The 16,249-nt window shown below is 64.2% G+C and carries 10 protein-coding genes; 4 read left to right on the forward strand and 6 right to left on the reverse strand.

The genetic code is table 11. The features are described from left to right. Positions 1-212: 212 nt before the first annotated feature. The 4 genes from ACLI1C_RS17240 to ACLI1C_RS17255 form a co-directional block, all read right to left on the reverse strand. Positions 213-1,640, reverse strand: coding sequence for a glutamate synthase subunit beta (locus tag ACLI1C_RS17240; protein WP_411398789.1), 1,428 nt, complete (start codon positions 1,638-1,640; stop codon positions 213-215). A 12-nt stretch (positions 1,641-1,652) separates the two neighbouring features. Then, entirely contained in the window at positions 1,653-6,398 is a 4,746-nt protein-coding gene (gltB, locus tag ACLI1C_RS17245) for a glutamate synthase large subunit (RefSeq protein ID WP_411398790.1), read from the reverse strand. A gap of 642 nt (positions 6,399-7,040) precedes the next feature. After that, entirely contained in the window at positions 7,041-7,514 is a 474-nt protein-coding gene (gene dps, locus ACLI1C_RS17250) for a DNA starvation/stationary phase protection protein Dps (RefSeq protein WP_411398791.1), read from the reverse strand. A 228-nt stretch (positions 7,515-7,742) separates the two neighbouring features. Further along, positions 7,743-8,198 carry an Hsp20 family protein gene (locus ACLI1C_RS17255; protein ID WP_411398792.1) on the reverse strand — a complete coding sequence of 152 codons (456 nt, stop codon included), beginning with the start codon at positions 8,196-8,198 and terminating at the stop codon, positions 7,743-7,745. 643 nt (positions 8,199-8,841) lie between these two features. Here ACLI1C_RS17255 and ACLI1C_RS17260 point away from each other — a divergent pair. Further along, the gene (locus ACLI1C_RS17260) at positions 8,842-9,816 is read left to right on the forward strand and encodes an alpha/beta hydrolase (RefSeq protein ID WP_411398793.1); all 975 of its coding nucleotides are present in this window, start codon (positions 8,842-8,844) and stop codon (positions 9,814-9,816) included. A gap of 42 nt (positions 9,817-9,858) precedes the next feature. Here the strand turns inward: ACLI1C_RS17260 and ACLI1C_RS17265 are convergent, their stop codons facing one another. After that, entirely contained in the window at positions 9,859-12,405 is a 2,547-nt protein-coding gene (locus ACLI1C_RS17265; protein WP_411398794.1) for an ABC transporter permease, read from the reverse strand. Further along, positions 12,405-13,127 (reverse strand): ABC transporter ATP-binding protein, encoded by a 723-nt coding sequence (locus tag ACLI1C_RS17270; protein ID WP_411399072.1) that lies wholly within the window; start codon positions 13,125-13,127, stop codon positions 12,405-12,407. Before ACLI1C_RS17270 ends, ACLI1C_RS17265 begins: the two co-directional genes overlap by 1 nt. A 179-nt stretch (positions 13,128-13,306) precedes the next feature. Between ACLI1C_RS17270 and ACLI1C_RS17275 the strand changes: the two genes are divergently transcribed. From ACLI1C_RS17275 to ACLI1C_RS17285, 3 genes are all read left to right on the forward strand, one after another. Continuing rightward, positions 13,307-13,831 carry a heme-binding beta-barrel domain-containing protein gene (locus ACLI1C_RS17275; protein ID WP_411398795.1) on the forward strand — a complete coding sequence of 175 codons (525 nt, stop codon included), beginning with the start codon at positions 13,307-13,309 and terminating at the stop codon, positions 13,829-13,831. A gap of 279 nt (positions 13,832-14,110) precedes the next feature. Then, complete coding sequence (locus ACLI1C_RS17280; protein WP_411398796.1) at positions 14,111-15,424, forward strand: Gfo/Idh/MocA family protein; 1,314 nt, start codon at positions 14,111-14,113, stop codon at positions 15,422-15,424. A gap of 96 nt (positions 15,425-15,520) precedes the next feature. Then, positions 15,521-16,195 carry a GntR family transcriptional regulator gene (locus tag ACLI1C_RS17285; RefSeq protein ID WP_411398797.1) on the forward strand — a complete coding sequence of 225 codons (675 nt, stop codon included), beginning with the start codon at positions 15,521-15,523 and terminating at the stop codon, positions 16,193-16,195. Positions 16,196-16,249 lie beyond the last annotated feature (54 nt).

Here is a 16,249-nt window from a genome sequence, read left to right on the forward strand (position 1 = left end):
CTCACCCCCTCCCGGCCTCCCCGATCAAGGTGGAGGCGCCCGGCGGTGGATGCGGAAGGATTGTGCCATCCATACCCCCACCTAACCTCCCCCTGATAGGGGGAGGGACAGATCGCGTTTGCGGCTCATCTGGGCCATTCGGGCATAGCCCTTATGGCCTCCTTACCCAAAATCGCACCACTGGTGCGATTTTGCCTTCGGCCGGTTCGGAGTTACCTCGGCAGGTCGGTCTTGCCCATCAGGTCGAAGTCGATGGACCGTGCGGCCTGGCGGCCTTCGCGGATGGCCCAGACGACGAGGGACTGGCCGCGGCGCATGTCGCCGGCGGCGTAGACCTTGGGCACGGTGGTCTTGTAGCTCAGCGTGTCGGCAAAGAGATTGCCGCGCTTGTCGAGCTGGGCGCCCAGCTCGGTCAGCATGCCCTCATGGATGGGGTGGGCAAAGCCGATGGCCAGGAGGACCAGGTCAGCCTTGATGACGAATTCGGTGCCGGGAATGGGCTGGCGCTTGCGGTCGACACGGGCGCATTCGACGCCGGTGACCTGGCCCTTGGCATTGCCGATGATCTTCATCGTGCCGGCGGCGAATTCGCGGATGGCGCCTTCGGCCTGGCTGGAGGAGGTGCGCATCTTGACCGCCCAGTTGGGCCAGTTGGTCAGCTTGTTCTCGAGCTCGGGCGGCATGGGACGCACGTCGAGCTGGGTCACGGCGATGGCGCCCTGGCGGAAACTGGTGCCGACGCAGTCGGACGCGGTATCGCCGCCGCCGACCACGACGACATGCTTGCCGGCGGCGGTGAGCTGCACTTCGCCGGACACGTCCTCGTCGCCCAGGCGACGGTTCTGTTGCACGAGGAAGGGCATGGCATAGTGGACGCCGTTGAAGCCGGTGCCTTCGGCATCGACATCGCGCGGCTTTTCCGAGCCGCCGGCCAGCAGCACGGCATCATGCCGGGCCTGCAGATCCGAGAGCGGACGGGTGACGCCGATATTCTCGCCGTAGTGGAAGGTGACGCCCTCGGCCTGCATCTGCCCGACGCGGAAATCGATATGCTGCTTTTCCATCTTGAAGTCGGGAATGCCGTAGCGCATCAGGCCGCCGGCCTTGGGCTCGCGCTCATAGACATGGACGTCGTGGCCGGCACGGGCCAGCTGCTGGGCTGCGGCGAGGCCCGCCGGGCCTGAGCCGACAATGGCGACGGACTTGCCGGTCTTGTGCGCGGGCACCTGCGGCTTGATCCAGCCGCTCTTGATGGCCCGGTCGGCAATGGCCTGCTCGACGGTCTTGATGGCGACAGGGACGTCTTCAAGATTGAGCGTGCAGGCCTCCTCGCAGGGCGCGGGGCAGATGCGGCCGGTGAATTCGGGGAAGTTGTTGGTGGAGTGCAGGTTGCGCGCCGCCTCTTCCCAATCGCCGTTGTAGACGAGGTCATTCCAGTCCGGAATCTGGTTGTTGACCGGGCAGCCGGTATCGCCGTGGCAGAAGGGCACGCCGCAATCCATGCAGCGCGCCGCCTGATCGACAATGCGGCCTTCACTCATCGGAATGGTGAATTCGCCGAAATGACGGATGCGATCGGAGGCCGGTTCGTACCGGGGCTCTTCGCGCTCGATCTCGAGAAAGCCAGTTACCTTACCCATTTTGCTTTCTCCTTATTCCGCCGCTACGCCGAGGCTGCCGCTGGCGCGCTTCTTTTCCATCTCGCGGATGGCACGGCGATATTCGACCGGCATGACCTTCACGAACTTGGGCCGCATCTCGACCCAGTTGTCGAGGATGTGCTTGGCGCGGGTCGAGCCGGTATAGTGCAGGTGGTTGGAAATGAGCTGGTGCAGGCGCTCGTCGTCATGGCGGGTCATGTCGCCGGAAATGTCGACACGGCCATGCCATTCGAGATCCCCACCATGGTGGTGGATCTGCTGCATCAGGGCTTCTTCCTCCGGCACGGGCTCAAGTTCGACCATGGCCAGGTTGCAGCGCTCGCGGAAGGTTTCGTCCTCGTCGAGCACATAGGCCACGCCGCCACTCATGCCGGCAGCGAAGTTGCGACCGGTCTGGCCGATGACAACGACGACGCCGCCGGTCATGTATTCGCAGCCGTGATCGCCGGTGCCTTCGACCACCGCGATGGCGCCGGAATTGCGCACGGCGAAGCGTTCGCCGGCGACGCCGCGGAAGTAGCATTCGCCCGCGATGGCGCCGTAGAGCACCGTGTTGCCGACGATGATCGAGTTTTCGGGCTTGAAGGTCACCTTGTCGGAGGGACGCACGACGATGCGGCCGCCGGAGAGACCCTTGCCGACATAGTCATTGGCGTCGCCCACCATGTCGATGGAGATGCCCCGGGCCAAAAAGGCGCCGAAGGCCTGGCCGGCCGTGCCGGTCAGCTTGATCGAGATGGTGTCGTCGGGCAGGCCCTCATGGCCATACTTGCGGGCGACGGCGCCCGAGAGCATGGCGCCGGCCGAGCGGTCGCGGCTGCGGATGGGCAGCTCGATCTGCACGGCTTCGCCGCGGGCCAGAGAGGGCTCGGCCAGCTCGATCAGCTTGCGATCGAGCACGGCTTCGAGGTGATGGTTCTGCAGCTCGGAATGATAGAGCGTGTCGCCACCCAGCGGTTCAGGCTTGTAGAACAGCTTGGTGAAATCGACGCCTTCGCTCTTCCAGTAATCGACCATCTTGCGCTGATCGAGCAGGTCCGAGCGGCCGATGAGTTCGCGCAGGGTGCGGGCACCCATGGCGGCCATCAGGCCGCGCAGCTCTTCGGCGATGAAGAAGAAGTAGTTGATGACGTGCTCGGGCGTGCCCTTGAAGCGCTTGCGCAAGACCGGGTCCTGGGTGGCGACGCCAACCGGGCAGGTGTTGAGATGGCACTTGCGCATCATGATGCAGCCGGCCGCGATCAGAGGCGCGGTCGAAAAGCCGAACTCGTCGGCACCAAGCAGGGCGCCGATGAGGACGTCACGGCCGGTCTTGAGGCCGCCATCAACCTGGAGGACGACGCGGCTGCGCAGGCGGTTGAGCACCAGTGTCTGGTGGGTTTCGGCCAGGCCGATTTCCCATGGACCGCCGGCATGCTTGAGCGAGGTCAGGGGCGAAGCGCCGGTGCCGCCATCATAGCCGGAGACGGTGATATGATCGGCGCGCGCCTTTGCGACGCCTGCCGCAACAGTGCCGACGCCGACTTCGGAGACCAGCTTGACCGAAATATCGGCCTCTTCATTGACGTTCTTGAGGTCGTAAATGAGCTGGGCGAGATCTTCGATGGAATAGATGTCGTGGTGCGGCGGCGGGCTGATGAGGCCCACGCCGGGCGTGGAATGGCGGGTCTTGGCGACGATCCAGTCGACCTTGTGGCCGGGCAACTGGCCGCCCTCGCCGGGCTTGGCGCCCTGCGCGACCTTGATCTGGAGCTGGTCGGCATTGACCAGGTATTCGGTGGTGACGCCAAAGCGGCCGGAGGCGACCTGCTTGATGGCGCTGCGCATGGGATTGCGCGAGCCATCGGGCAGGGGCTTGTAGCGATCGGGCTCCTCGCCGCCTTCACCGGTATTGGACTTGCCGCCAATGCGGTTCATCGCCTGGGCGAGAGTGGTGTGAGCTTCGCGCGAGATGGAGCCAAAGCTCATGGCGCCGGTGACGAAGCGCTTGACGATGTCGACAGCCGGCTCGACTTCATCGAGCGGCACGGCGGCGCCGAGCGGGTTGATGTCGAAGAGATTGCGGATAGCGAGATAGCCGTTTTCGCCTGAGTTCACGCGCTGGGCAAAGCTGTTGTAGCGATCCTGCGCGGTTTCGGGAGAATCATCCTTGGTGCGGACGGCATGCTGCAGGTCGGCCACGACATCGGGGCTCCAGGCATGCTTTTCGCCGCGGATGCGGTACATGTATTCACCGCCCACATCGAGCGCCTTGCGCAGCACGATGTCGTCGCCGAAAGCATCGCGATGGCGGCGCACGGTTTCCTCGGCGACTTCAGCGAGGCCCACGCCCTCGATCGAGGTCGCGGTGCCGAAGAAGAAGCGCTTGACGAAATCTGAGTGCAGCCCGACGGCGTCGAAAATCTGGGCGCCGCAATAGGACTGGTAGGTGGAAATGCCCATCTTGGACATGACCTTGAGCAGGCCCTTACCGACGGACTTGATGTAGCGATAGACCACTTCGTGGGCATCGACCTCGGCCGGGAATTCGCCCTCGGCATGCAGCGCCGAGAGCGTCTCGAAGGCGAGATAGGGGTTGATGGCCTCGGCGCCGTAGCCGGCCAGCATGGCGAAATGGTGCATTTCGCGGGCTTCGCCGGTTTCGATCACGAGACCCGAGGAGGTGCGCAGGCCCTTGCGGATCAGGTGGTGATGCACGGCAGCCGTCGCCAGCAGCGCCGGAATGGCGATGCGGTCGGATGCGACCAGCCGATCGGAGAGCACGATGATGTTGTACTCGCCGGCAATGGCGGCCTCGGCCTGTTCACAGATCGCCTCGATGGCCGATTCCATGCCCACCGCGCCCATGTCGGCGGGATAGGTGATGTCGATGGTCTTGGTCTTGAACTGGTTGTCGGCCATGTCACCGATGGCGCGGATCTTTTCGAGATCCTCGTTGGTGAGAATGGGCTGACGCACTTCGAGACGCTTCTCCTTGGAGACGCCTTCGAGATCGAAGATGTTGGGACGCGGGCCGATGAAGGAGACGAGGCTCATCACCGATTCCTCACGGATCGGATCGATGGGCGGGTTCGTCACCTGGGCAAAGTTCTGCTTGAAGTAGGTGTAAAGCAGCTTGGACTTCTGGCTCAGGGCGGAAATGGGCGTGTCGGTGCCCATCGAGCCGACGGCTTCCTGGCCGGTGGTGGCCATGGGCGCCATGAGGATCTTGATGTCTTCCTGAGTGTAGCCGAAGGCCTGCATGCGGTCGAGCAGGGACTCCGAGGTGACCGGGGCCTTGGGCTCGGTTTCGGGCAGGTCCTCGAGCACGATCTGGCTGCGGGCCAGCCACTCGGCATAGGGGTTCTTGGTGGCGAGCGTGCGCTTGATCTCGTCGTCGGAGATGATGCGACCTTCCTCGAGATCGATCAGCAGCATGCGGCCGGGCTGCAGCCGCCAGCGCTCAACGATGTCCTCATCGGGAATGTCGAGCACGCCGGATTCCGAGGCGAGCACGACATGGCCCTCGCGGGTGACGAGATAACGGGCGGGACGCAGGCCGTTGCGGTCGAGCGTGGCGACGACATAGCGACCATCGCTGAGAGACATGGCGGCCGGGCCGTCCCATGGCTCCATGAGGGCGGCGTGATATTCATAGAAGGCGCGCCGCGTCTCATCCATCAGCGGATTGCCGGCCCAGGCTTCGGGGATGAGCATCATCGCCGCGTGGGGCAGGGAATAGCCGCCGCGCACGAGGAATTCGAGCGCGTTGTCGAAGCAGGCCGTGTCGGACTGGCCCTCATATGAGATCGGCCAGATCTTGGTGATGTCATCGCCGAACTTGGGCGAGGAGACCGAGGCTTGGCGGGCGGCCATCCAGTTGACGTTGCCACGGATGGTGTTGATCTCACCATTGTGGGTGGTCATGCGGTAGGGATGGGCCAGCTTCCAGGACGGGAAGGTGTTGGTCGAGAAGCGCTGATGCACCAGGGCAATGGCGCTCTCGAAATCGGCGTCATGCAGATCGGTATAGAAGGCGCCCAGCTGGTAGGCGAGGAACATGCCCTTGTAGACAATGGTCCGCGCCGACATGGAGACGACGTAAAAGCCGTTGTCACTGTTGCTCTCGGGTACGGCGGCATAGACCGTGTTGGAAATGACCTTGCGCACGATCAGGAGCTTGCGCTCGAATTCGTCGAGGGTCAGCCCTTCGGGGCGGGCAATGACCATCTGCTCGATGACCGGCTGGGTGGCGATTACGCCCTGGCTCAGCCTGGAATTGTCCGTCGGTACGATGCGCTCGCCGAGCAGCGTCAGGCCCTCGCCGGCAAGGCAGCCATGAACGACCGCGGCCACGCGATCGCGCAGGCCGGGCGTGTTGGGATAGAACAGCATGGCCACGGCGTAGTGGTGCTTTTCGGGCAGCGCGAAGGGCATGACCTTCTTGAAGAAGGTATGCGGGGTCTGCACCAGAATGCCGGCGCCGTCGCCCATCAGCGGATCGGCACCCACGGCACCGCGGTGTTCGAGGTTCTCGAGGATTTCGAGACCCTTCTCGACCACTTCGTGGCTGGGCTTGTTCTTGATATTGGCAATCATGCCGATGCCGCAGGCATCATGCTCGTTGGAGGGGTCATAGAGACCCTGTGCCTCGGGGCGGCCCGTCGGCGCGACGCGGCGACCGTTCTCGATCAAGGTTTTGACGGTGGCGGTGCTCGTCGTGACGGGAGTCTGGGATCCGTTCCGCGCGTGTGCCATGTCATTTTCCTCGTTCGTTGATCGCGCCCGTTACCGGGCTCTTGTCGCTATGTCGTGTGCATCCTGGTGGTGCCGGTGTCCGGCGGGCTGGATGCGTCCTCGTCCTCTGGTGGGCAAGTTGCTCAGGCGGGTCGTACTACGGTACGGCTCGAAAGAGCAAACTCATCCATGCGTGGGGAGTGGCGCTGCATCCAAATGGCCACTCAATTCGGGCTTCGAACCTTGTCCTTCGGTTGATGCCGGCCTCTAGGGCAATGTCCTGCGCAACCGGCGTTCACGTACCCAATGTACGCTGCGTGCCGGTTCTCGCAAACACTGCCTTTCGGCGCGGCCTGAACCGAAGTCCTGCCGTTCGACTTATCCCCGCCTGTCCGTTTCCGCTAATGGCATAGCGGGCCAGCCGGACCAGCGTGCGCGCTGGCCGCGGAGAGCGGGGCGACGCGTCAGATAGGACAGGCGTGCTGCCCTAACCTCTGCACATTTGCATAATTCCAAACTGTGGGCAAGCGCCTTTGCCCCGCTTGGTGGAGGAAAAATAGGACTTTGCCAATTTTTGTGTAGGACTGCGTAGGAATTGCGCGACGAAAAAGGGCGCATTCGCCGAGGAATGCGCCCTGAGCGGCCGGTTGGGAAGCGAATGTCCTATTCGAGATGGGACTTGATGAACCAGAGGTCCTTATCCAGCTCCCGCGAAAAGGCAGTCAGGATATCGGCCGCATCGGCATCGCCGGCCTCATCGGTGGCGTCGATATCTTCGCGGACCTGATTGGCCAGGGCGGCAAAGCGCTCGGCCAGGGCTGCGAGATGGTCGGGCACCTTGCGGATATCGGTGGGATAGGCGTCGAGCGTGGTGGCCTTGGACACGACCTGGCTGGTGCCCAGGGCAATGCCGTCGAGCTGGGCGATGCGCTCGGCGATGACATCGACATGGAGATCGATGGCGGCGCGCATCGGATCGAGCATTTCATGCATGGCGATGAAATTGGGACCCTTGAGGTTCCAGTGCGCCTGCTTGGTGATCAGCGCCAGATCAATGGCATCGGCGAGCCGGGCATTGAGAATCTCGATGACGGCGGATTTGGCGTTGGCCTTGAGGGCGATGGATGGGGTTTTCATCGGGTGAGTCCTTTGACGCTGGAGGTGGAACTCAACAGGCGGAATAGGGTGGGAGTTCCCGAGCGAGGGAAATAATGGGCAGGATCATTCCTCGAAAAAACACCCCCGGCAGAGCCGAGGGTGCAGTACTATCGTGCTAGTGGAAAGTCCGGGCCATTCGAGCGCAGCTCTCATGGCCTAGACGCCTAAAATCGCTCCACTGGAGCGATTTTGCGCGAGCGCCGGCGTCTAGTTGACCGACTTATCCTCGATGGTCGTGGTGCCGCCATTGATCTGGATGGACCGCGGCTTCTTGCTCTCGGGCAGTTCGCGCTTCAGCTCCAGATGGAGCAGGCCGTTTTCGAGAGAGGCGCCCTGGACTTCGACGTAGTCGGCGAGCTGGAAGCGCAGTTCGAAGGCGCGCTCGGCGATGCCGCGATGGAGGAATTCGCGGGTCTTGTCCTCGGTCTCGACCGGCTTGGCGCCCTTGACGACCAGGCTGTTTTCCTTGGTCTCGATGGCAATGTCGCCATTGGAGAAGCCGGCGACGGCGATGGAGATGCGATAGGCATCCTCGCCGGTGCGCTCGATATTATAGGGAGGGTAGGTCTTGGCTTCCTGGCCGACCAGATTGTCCAAGCGGTTGAAAACGCGGTCAAATCCGATGGTCGAGCGGTAGAAGGGGGAAAAATCGATGGTCTGCATGGTCACATTCTCCGTAAAGCAACGTGGATATCCCGGTGGTCTGCTGCGTCGTGCTCCCAGCAATAGGCGAGCGGCTGACTGGCAGGTCGGGGTTCCCGGATAATCCGGCGAACGACTGAAATATGGGAGGCGATTTTGGCTGTTCAAGAGGGGGGATATTGCGGGTGGTCAGCCGACCCGGATCGCCCCGAGGCCGGGCCTTGCCCCAGTCCGGCCGCAAGCCTGACTGTTCAATGAACGGAATATGAACGGCCCAGTCCGCTCGAGTTCATCGGCGGGGCGCTAGAAGGGTGCATGTGTTGAGGGAAACCTCGTCACAACCCCAAAGCGGTCCATCACCCGCCCCCCGCATGGGCCGCCCAAAAGGAAGCCGGTAACTCGCAAGAGTTGCCGGTTTTCCTTTTTGCACCGACCTTCGCGACGCCGCCGGCCTGCAAATGGCTTGCTTTTGCGCTTCCGGTGCTCACGTACTTGAAGGTACGCTCCGCCATAGCCCTTCGAGCGCAGCTCTACGGGCGTTCTTCGCTTGAAAATGTCCACCGGACATCTTCTAAGAAAGCTCCGAACTTCTCAAAGCCAGCCATTTTCGACTCGGCGGCCTCGCGAATCTCGGTACAAAATAGTGCCCAGTCAAAGGCCACCCATGAACGCCATCGTCGACCCGAACGGACCGAGCCTGGTCAGTATTCCGTCCAATCCGGTTCCGGAGGGCGCGCGGGTGGGGTATTTCAAGACCAGCGACAATGTGCGGTTGCGCTATGCGACCTGGCCCAAGGGCGAGGGCGTGCATCGGGGTACGATATGCCTCGTGCAGGGGCGGACCGAATTCATCGAGAAATATTTCGAGACCGTCGCCGACTTCCGGCGGCGCGGCTTTGCGGTGGCGACCTTTGACTGGCGCGGGCAGGGCGGGTCGGAGCGGCTGATCGGCAATGGCAAGCTGGGCTATGTCGACCGGTTCGAAGACTATTGGTGCGACCTCAAGAGCTTTCACGGCGAGATCCTGCTGCCCGACTGCCCGCCGCCCTATTATCTGGTCGGCCACTCGATGGGCGGGCTGGTGTCGCTGTTTGCCGGCATCCATGACCGGCTGATGTTCGACCGCATTTTCCTCTCCGCCCCCATGGTGGCGCTGGACCGCCAGCCGCTCAGCATGGCGGGCATGGCGCGGGTTACCGAGACGCTGAGCTTTCTCGGGCTGGGGCGCATGCCGGTCGGCCGCAAGCAGGACAAGCCGATGTCGGAGACGACCTTTCCGGGCAATCCGCTGACCGGCGACCTGATCCGCTATATGCGCTCGGTCGAGGTGATGCGGGCCAGGCCGGAGCTCGAGATCGGCACGCCGACGGTGCGCTGGGCCGCCGCGGCCTTCGGCGCCATGGCGGAGGCGGGGGAAGACAGGTTTCCCGGGCGGATCAAGATTCCGCTGCTGATGCTGGCGGCGGCGCGGGACGAGGTGGTGTCCACGGCCGCGATCGAGCAGCTGGGACTGCGCATGCGCACCGGGCGGCATGTCGTGCTGGCCGGCGCGCGCCATGAGCTGTTCATGGAGACGGACGCCATCCGCAGCCAGGTGTTCGCCGCATTCGATGCCTTCATTACCGAGCAGAGCGACTAGGGGCGAGCATCGGCGCGCCGCGAGGCGGCGGATGCGTCCTGCCTAGAGGTCCCGCAGCAGCCGGGCCGGCCTTGCCGACGCCGCACGCAGGATGGTGAGGGCGCCGAGCATGGCGGTAATGGCGATGGCGACTGCCAGCACGACGCCCAGGGCGTCGAGGTTGAAGGTGAAATCGACATTGAGCATGACCAGGGTGACCAGCCAGCCCAGGCCTGTGCCCAGCAGCAGTGCCGGCAGGGCTGCGAGGGCAGCCAGGATCAGGTACTGGATGAAGGATGCGGCCATGAGCTCGAAGCGCGTGGCGCCCAGCACCTTGGTGATGACGGTATCGGCCTCGCGCTGACGCCGCCCGGTCGACAGGCTGCCGATCAGCACCAGCAGGCCATTGCCGACGGCAAGACCCCCGACCAGCGTTGCGGCAAAGGAGAGCTGGCTGAGGGCATCGGTGATCTGCTTGAGCGTATCGCCGATGGCAATGAAGCGCACGTCGGGGAGTTCGGTGGCGAAGAGACGCTCGACCGCTTCCTCACGCCCCGGCGCCGCGGTTGCGGCGGCAAAGAGCGTGGTGGGGTATTCGTCGATGACGCCGGGCGAGAAGGTGGCAAGGAAGTCGATGCCGCCCTGCCAGGAATAGTCCCGGAAGCTGGCGATCTCGACGGTCACCGGTTCGCCGAAAATGGTGAAGGTGAGGGTGTCGCCGAGATTGACCCCGAGGCCCGAGCGCAGGCTCTGGTGCAGGGACACGAGCCCCGGACCGGCATAATCGGCGGGCCACCATTCGCCGGCGGTGACGCGGGAGGATTCGGGCAGTTGGCTGCGGAAGGTGAGGGGCACTTCGCCGGCCAGCAGGAACGTGGCCTCGGGTCCGCGGGTGCGGACGCTGGCGGCGGGCGTGCCGGCGATTTCGGTCAGCGCGCCGCGCAGCATGGGCGTGGCGACAAAGCGGGGAATGTCGGTGCCGGGGCCGGCCATGCTGGCGAGCATGTCCACTTCATCGGAGAAGAGGTCCGAGGCCACCAGGGTCGGAGCGTCGAAGGCGGAGGCGCCGAGGAATTCCTGACGCAGATTGGCCTGCAGCACCAGGACGACGATGAGCATGGCCAGGGCCATGCCGGCCGACACGACGACCGAGGCGGCATTCTGTGCCGAGCCGGAAATGGCGCGCAGGGCGTGGCGCAGGATCATCCATTTGGGTTCGCGCAGGTGGCGCAGGCCGACCTGAATGGCGCGGATGAAGAGGCGGAAGACGATGGCGGATGCGATACTGGCGAGGCCGAAGGCGGCGACCAAAGCCACATCGCCCGTCATCAGCCAGGCCAGGATGGAGAAGGCAAGGGCGGCGACCACCATGGGCAGGACCTGCCAGGAGAAAAGCAAAGCCCGCCAGTCGATGGGGGGCGCGGCCAGGCCCTTGGAGCGGAACAGCAGCACCGGGCGGATGGTCTGGGCCTGCTGCAGAGGCAGGTAGGAGAAGGCAAAGGCGGTCACGAGCCCGGCGCCGGCCGCCACCAGCAGGGGCTGGAGATGCAGCGCGGGGACGAGATCGATGCCGACCGCGCCGCCAATGGTGGGCAGGACGAGGAAGGCGATGCCGCCGCCGACGAGGAGGCCAATGCCGACGCCGATGGCGGCGAGCGTGGCGACCTGGGCAAAGAAGTGGATGAAGATGCGCGCGCGGGTGGCGCCCATTGAGCGCAGGATGGCGATGACGCCGGCGCGCTCGGCGATATAGGACTGCATGCCGGTCCAGACGCTGACGCCACCGATGAGCAGCGAGCCCAGACCGACAATGATGAGGAAGCGCATGAAGAGGTCGTAATAGCGCACCATCTGCCCCAGGCCGTCGCGTGCAGTGCGGATGGTCCAGCCGCTATCGGCAAAGGCCGCTTCGAGCTCGGCCTGGCGCGACTCCGGCTCACCCTCGGTCAGCAGGATCTTGTAGCGGGTCCAGGTGCCCAGGCCCGGCAGAGGCGAGCTGCGATCGGAGACGGCGACGAGGCCCTCGGCGGTGATGAGCGTGGTGAGGCCGAGGCGGAAGCCGCGAACCGGGCCGTCGGGCAGCTTGGTCAGGGTGCCGCGCGCCTCGAATATGGTGCCGCCCAGGGTGAAGCTGTCGCCCACTGCAATGCCGAGCTGATCGAGCAGCAGGGGATCGACCAGGGCGCCATGCACATCATCGGCGGGGGCGAGCAGGGTGGCGAGCGAGGCACCCTCGGGCAGTTGCGGGCTGAGCACGCGGCCCAGCAGCGGATAGGTCGGGCCAACGGCCGTGAGATCGACAAAGGCGTCGCCGGTGGACGATTCGGCGCGCACATTGGTGTCGATGATGCTGGATATGGTGCCGAAGCCGGCCATAGTGGCGAGCTCTTCGGCAGTGGCGATGCGATCGGCACGCGAGAGTTCGACATCACCGCCCATCAGCTCGGCGGCACCGGCATCGATGGCGCGGGTGATGCTGGCGCCAACCGAATTGACGCCGGCGATGAGCGCGGTGCCGACGGCAAGGCAGACCACCAGGAGCAGAAAGCGGCGCATGTCGCCGCGCATGTCCAACAGGCCAATGCGGGTGGCGGCCCAGATCTGGTGCATCAACGGACCACCGGGGTTTCGACGAGTTCGCCCACGGTCATGGTCAGCACCCGGTCAGCGCGGGCGGCAAGGGCGGGATCATGGGTGATGAGGACCACCGCGGTGCCCTGCTTGCGGGCAAGGTCGAACATCAGGTCGACCACGAGGGCGCCGGTGCGCTGGTCGAGATTGCCGGTCGGCTCGTCGGCCAGCAGCAGGGGCGGATTGGCGACCATGGCGCGCGCCAGGCCGACGCGTTGCTGCTCGCCGCCCGACAAAGCGGAGGGGCGATGATCGAGCCGGTCGCCCAGACCGACCGCAACCAGGGCAGCGGCCGCCTTCTCGCGAATTTGTGACATGGAGAGTTCGGGGGCGGCAATCTCGAGCGCCAGGCCGACATTGTCATGGGCCGACAGCGATGGAATGAGGTGAAAACTCTGAAACACAATGCCCAAAGTCTTGCGCCGGAAACGGGCCAGATCGTCTTCGCCGAGGCCGCCAAGTTCGGCGCCATTGACGGTGACAGTGCCGGAAGTGGCGCGTTCCAGCCCGGCAAGCAGCATCAGCAGCGAGGTCTTGCCGCTGCCCGAAGGGCCCACAATGGCTACGACTTCGGCCGGCGCGACGCGCAGCGAGACCTTCTTGAGGATGTGGAGGGGGCGACCGGCAATTTCGAGACTGTAGTTTACGTCCCGGGCATCAATGATCGGTGCGTCAGAAGTGTTCACCAGAACCGTTTCCATCTTCGTGCGTTGGGTGACGGCATGCCTGCGCATACCGGCGCCGTCATTTCTAACGCATCGCTTGCTAGCGAATTCGTAACAACGCCGACAGATGTGTCAGATTTTAGCTGGCGCCGATATCTTCGGACTGGCAGACATAAACAGAATCTGATGTCTCGAAGTGACGGGGGGCCTTCCTGATGAAAATGTGGTCTAAGATTATCGCCGTGCTGCTGGCCATGCAGTTTGTTCCTTTGGGCGCCGCGGCAGCCCAGGCCGGGCAGGCCGAGCTGGACCTGCTCACCTCCTATATCGGCAACTGGCGCGGCGAGGGCGCCCTGGTCGGCGGCGACCAGCCCGAACCCTTCCGCTGCCGGCTGGCCATTGCCAAGGGCAACCAGCAAAAGGTGAACTATACTGGCCGCTGCACGCTGGTGGATGCGACGCTGTCGATCAGCGGCACCATTGCCTATAACGACGCCACGCGCCGCTATGAGGCGGCGATGAGCTCCAATGCGGGCTTTACCGGCATTGCCATCGGCCAGGAAAGCCAGGGTCGGATCAGCTTCGACCTCAAGGAGCGCCAGAAGGATCGTGGCGGCAGCGATGTGCGCATCGGTTCGCGCATCGTGCTGATCGGCAATAACAGCATCACGGTGGACTTCGAAGTCGAGTTCAATGATTCGGGCGAGGTGCTGACCGCCTCGGTGCCGTTCAGCCAGTAGGATTCACCTCTCCCTTGGGGAGAGGCGGACCTTTCCCAAAGCACTCGACCAAGAAAAGGCCCCCTCACCCGTCGGCTTCCCCGCCGACTTCTCCCCCGAAGGGAGAGGTGGTGTGGTGGTTGTGGTGCGGCTGGGCCATTCGGGCGTAGCCCTCATGGCTTTCCGAGCTCAAATCGCCCCACCGGGGCGATTTGCCCTAGAGGGTCGCTCGGAAATCTTGTATGGAAGATGTAACCGGCCGGTTCGGCCCTTCCTGTTTGCAAGACTCCAGTAGCCAATATGACCAAGAAGAAGTTCGCCATCGTCGGCACGGGTGGCCGCCACCAGATGTTCCGCGAGGCCGTTGCCCAGACCCATGCAGAGAGCGCCGAACTGGTCGCGCTGTGCGATGTGAACCAGAGCCGGCTGGCCCTGTCGGCCAACAAGGTGCCGCATAGGGGCGGCAATGGCATTGCCACCTACCTGGCGGAAGATTTCGACCGGATGCTCACCGAGCAGGATCCGGACACAGTGATCGTCACGACGCCGGACTACCTGCATGATGAATATATCGTGCGGGCGCTCAAGGCCGGCCGCAACGTGATGACCGAAAAGCCGATGACCATCGACGTCGCCCGGCTCAAGCGCATTCTCGATGCGCAGCGCGAGAGCGGCAAATCGGTGACGGTGACCTTCAACTACCGCTATTCACCGGCGCGCACCCAGCTCAAGGAAATCCTGATGAACGGGGTGATCGGGGAGATCACGGCCATTGATTTCCGCTGGTATCTCGACCGGGTGCATGGCGCCGACTATTTCCGCCGCTGGCACCGCTACAAGGACAAGTCCGGCGGGCTGCTGGTGCATAAGTCCACGCACCATTTTGACCTGCTCAACTGGTGGGCCGGCTCGACGCCCAAGAGCATCAGCGCCACGGGCAAGCGCGATTTCTATACGCCGGAAATGGCGATCAAGCTGGGTCTGGAAGGCCATGGCCCGCGCTGCCATGCCTGCCCGGTGGCCCATAAATGCGACTTCTACATGGACCTCGAGACGGATGAGCCGCTCAAGGAACTCTATCTCGATGCAGAGAATGACGACGGCTACTGGCGCGACAAATGCGTCTTTGCCGACGACATCACCATCGAGGACACGATGCAGGTTCAGGCGCAGTATGCCTCGGGTGTGTCGTTGAACTATACGCTGGTGGCCTATTCGCCCTGGGAAGGGCTGGAGGTGAAGTTCCACGGCACCAAGGGCGAGCTGACGCACAAGCATATCGAAGTGCATGGCGTGTTTGCCGGCGGGCACCGCGAGCGGGGCGGCGACGAAGCGGTCGAGGCGATGTCGACCGAGCTGCACCTAGCGGGCGGACTGCCGCAGAAGCTCGACGTGTGGACCGGCAAGGGCAGCCATGGCGGGGCGGACCCCATCATGCTGGGCTATTTGTTCGATCCGCAGAACATGGAAGCGGACAAATATGGCCGCGCCTCGGACCAGGTGGCCGGCGCCTGGTCGATCCTGACCGGGATTGCGGCGAACCAGTCGATCGCGCGGAACGGGGAGCGGATCTTCGTCGACGCCATGCTGGCAGAGGCGGGGATTACGCTCTAGGGCGGCCCGCCGGCCAGAAAACTGTGGATGTCGGCCATTCCGGGGGCGCCTTGCGGGGCGCATCCGGCCCATGGTCGGGGAGGAGAATCAGCAGAAGTGGCCGCCAGCGTGCTCAACACGAGTGAGGAAACCATGGCGATGCGCGTTGTCGGCGCGCTGCGCGACGACATCGTGACCATGGCGCTGAAGCCCGGCGACGTGATTTCCGAGAGCGATATTGCCGGCCGCTATGGCGTATCGCGGCAGCCGGTGCGCGAGGCCTTCATCCGCCTGGCCCAGCAGGGGCTGCTGCTGATCCGGCCCAAGCGGGCCACGGTGGTCAAGAAAATCTCGCCCGAGGGCGTGCGGCAGAGCCGGTTCATCCGCGAGAGCATCGAGGTCGAGATCATCCGGCGGCTCGCGGCCAATCCGGGCGATGCGCAGGCGGTGCTGATCGAGTTGATCGCCGAGCAGGAGGCCGCTTCGGCCGCCGAGGACAGCCGGCGGTTCCATACGCTGGACGAGCTGTTCCATCGCACTTTGGCGCGGCTGGCCGGGGTGGAATATGCCTGGCAGCTGATCGACGACCACAAGATGCAGCTCGACCGGGTGCGCTACCTGACGCTGGGGGCATCCTCGTCGCGGGTGGCGATCGACGAGCACAAGATCATCGCCAGGGCGGTGGGCAAGGGCGATCCAACCGCGGCCGAGGCGGCGATGCGGGCGCATCTGGCGCGGGCCGAAGTGCTGCTGAGCCAGACCATCAACGATCATCCGGACTATTTCGAATAGTCGAGCGTTACCCCGGGGTGACGATATGTGCCGCCGCGCCTACAAGGGCGTGGC

It is taken from the genome of Devosia sp. XGJD_8 (genome assembly GCF_046614475.1).
GTDB lineage: Bacteria > Pseudomonadota > Alphaproteobacteria > Rhizobiales > Devosiaceae > Devosia.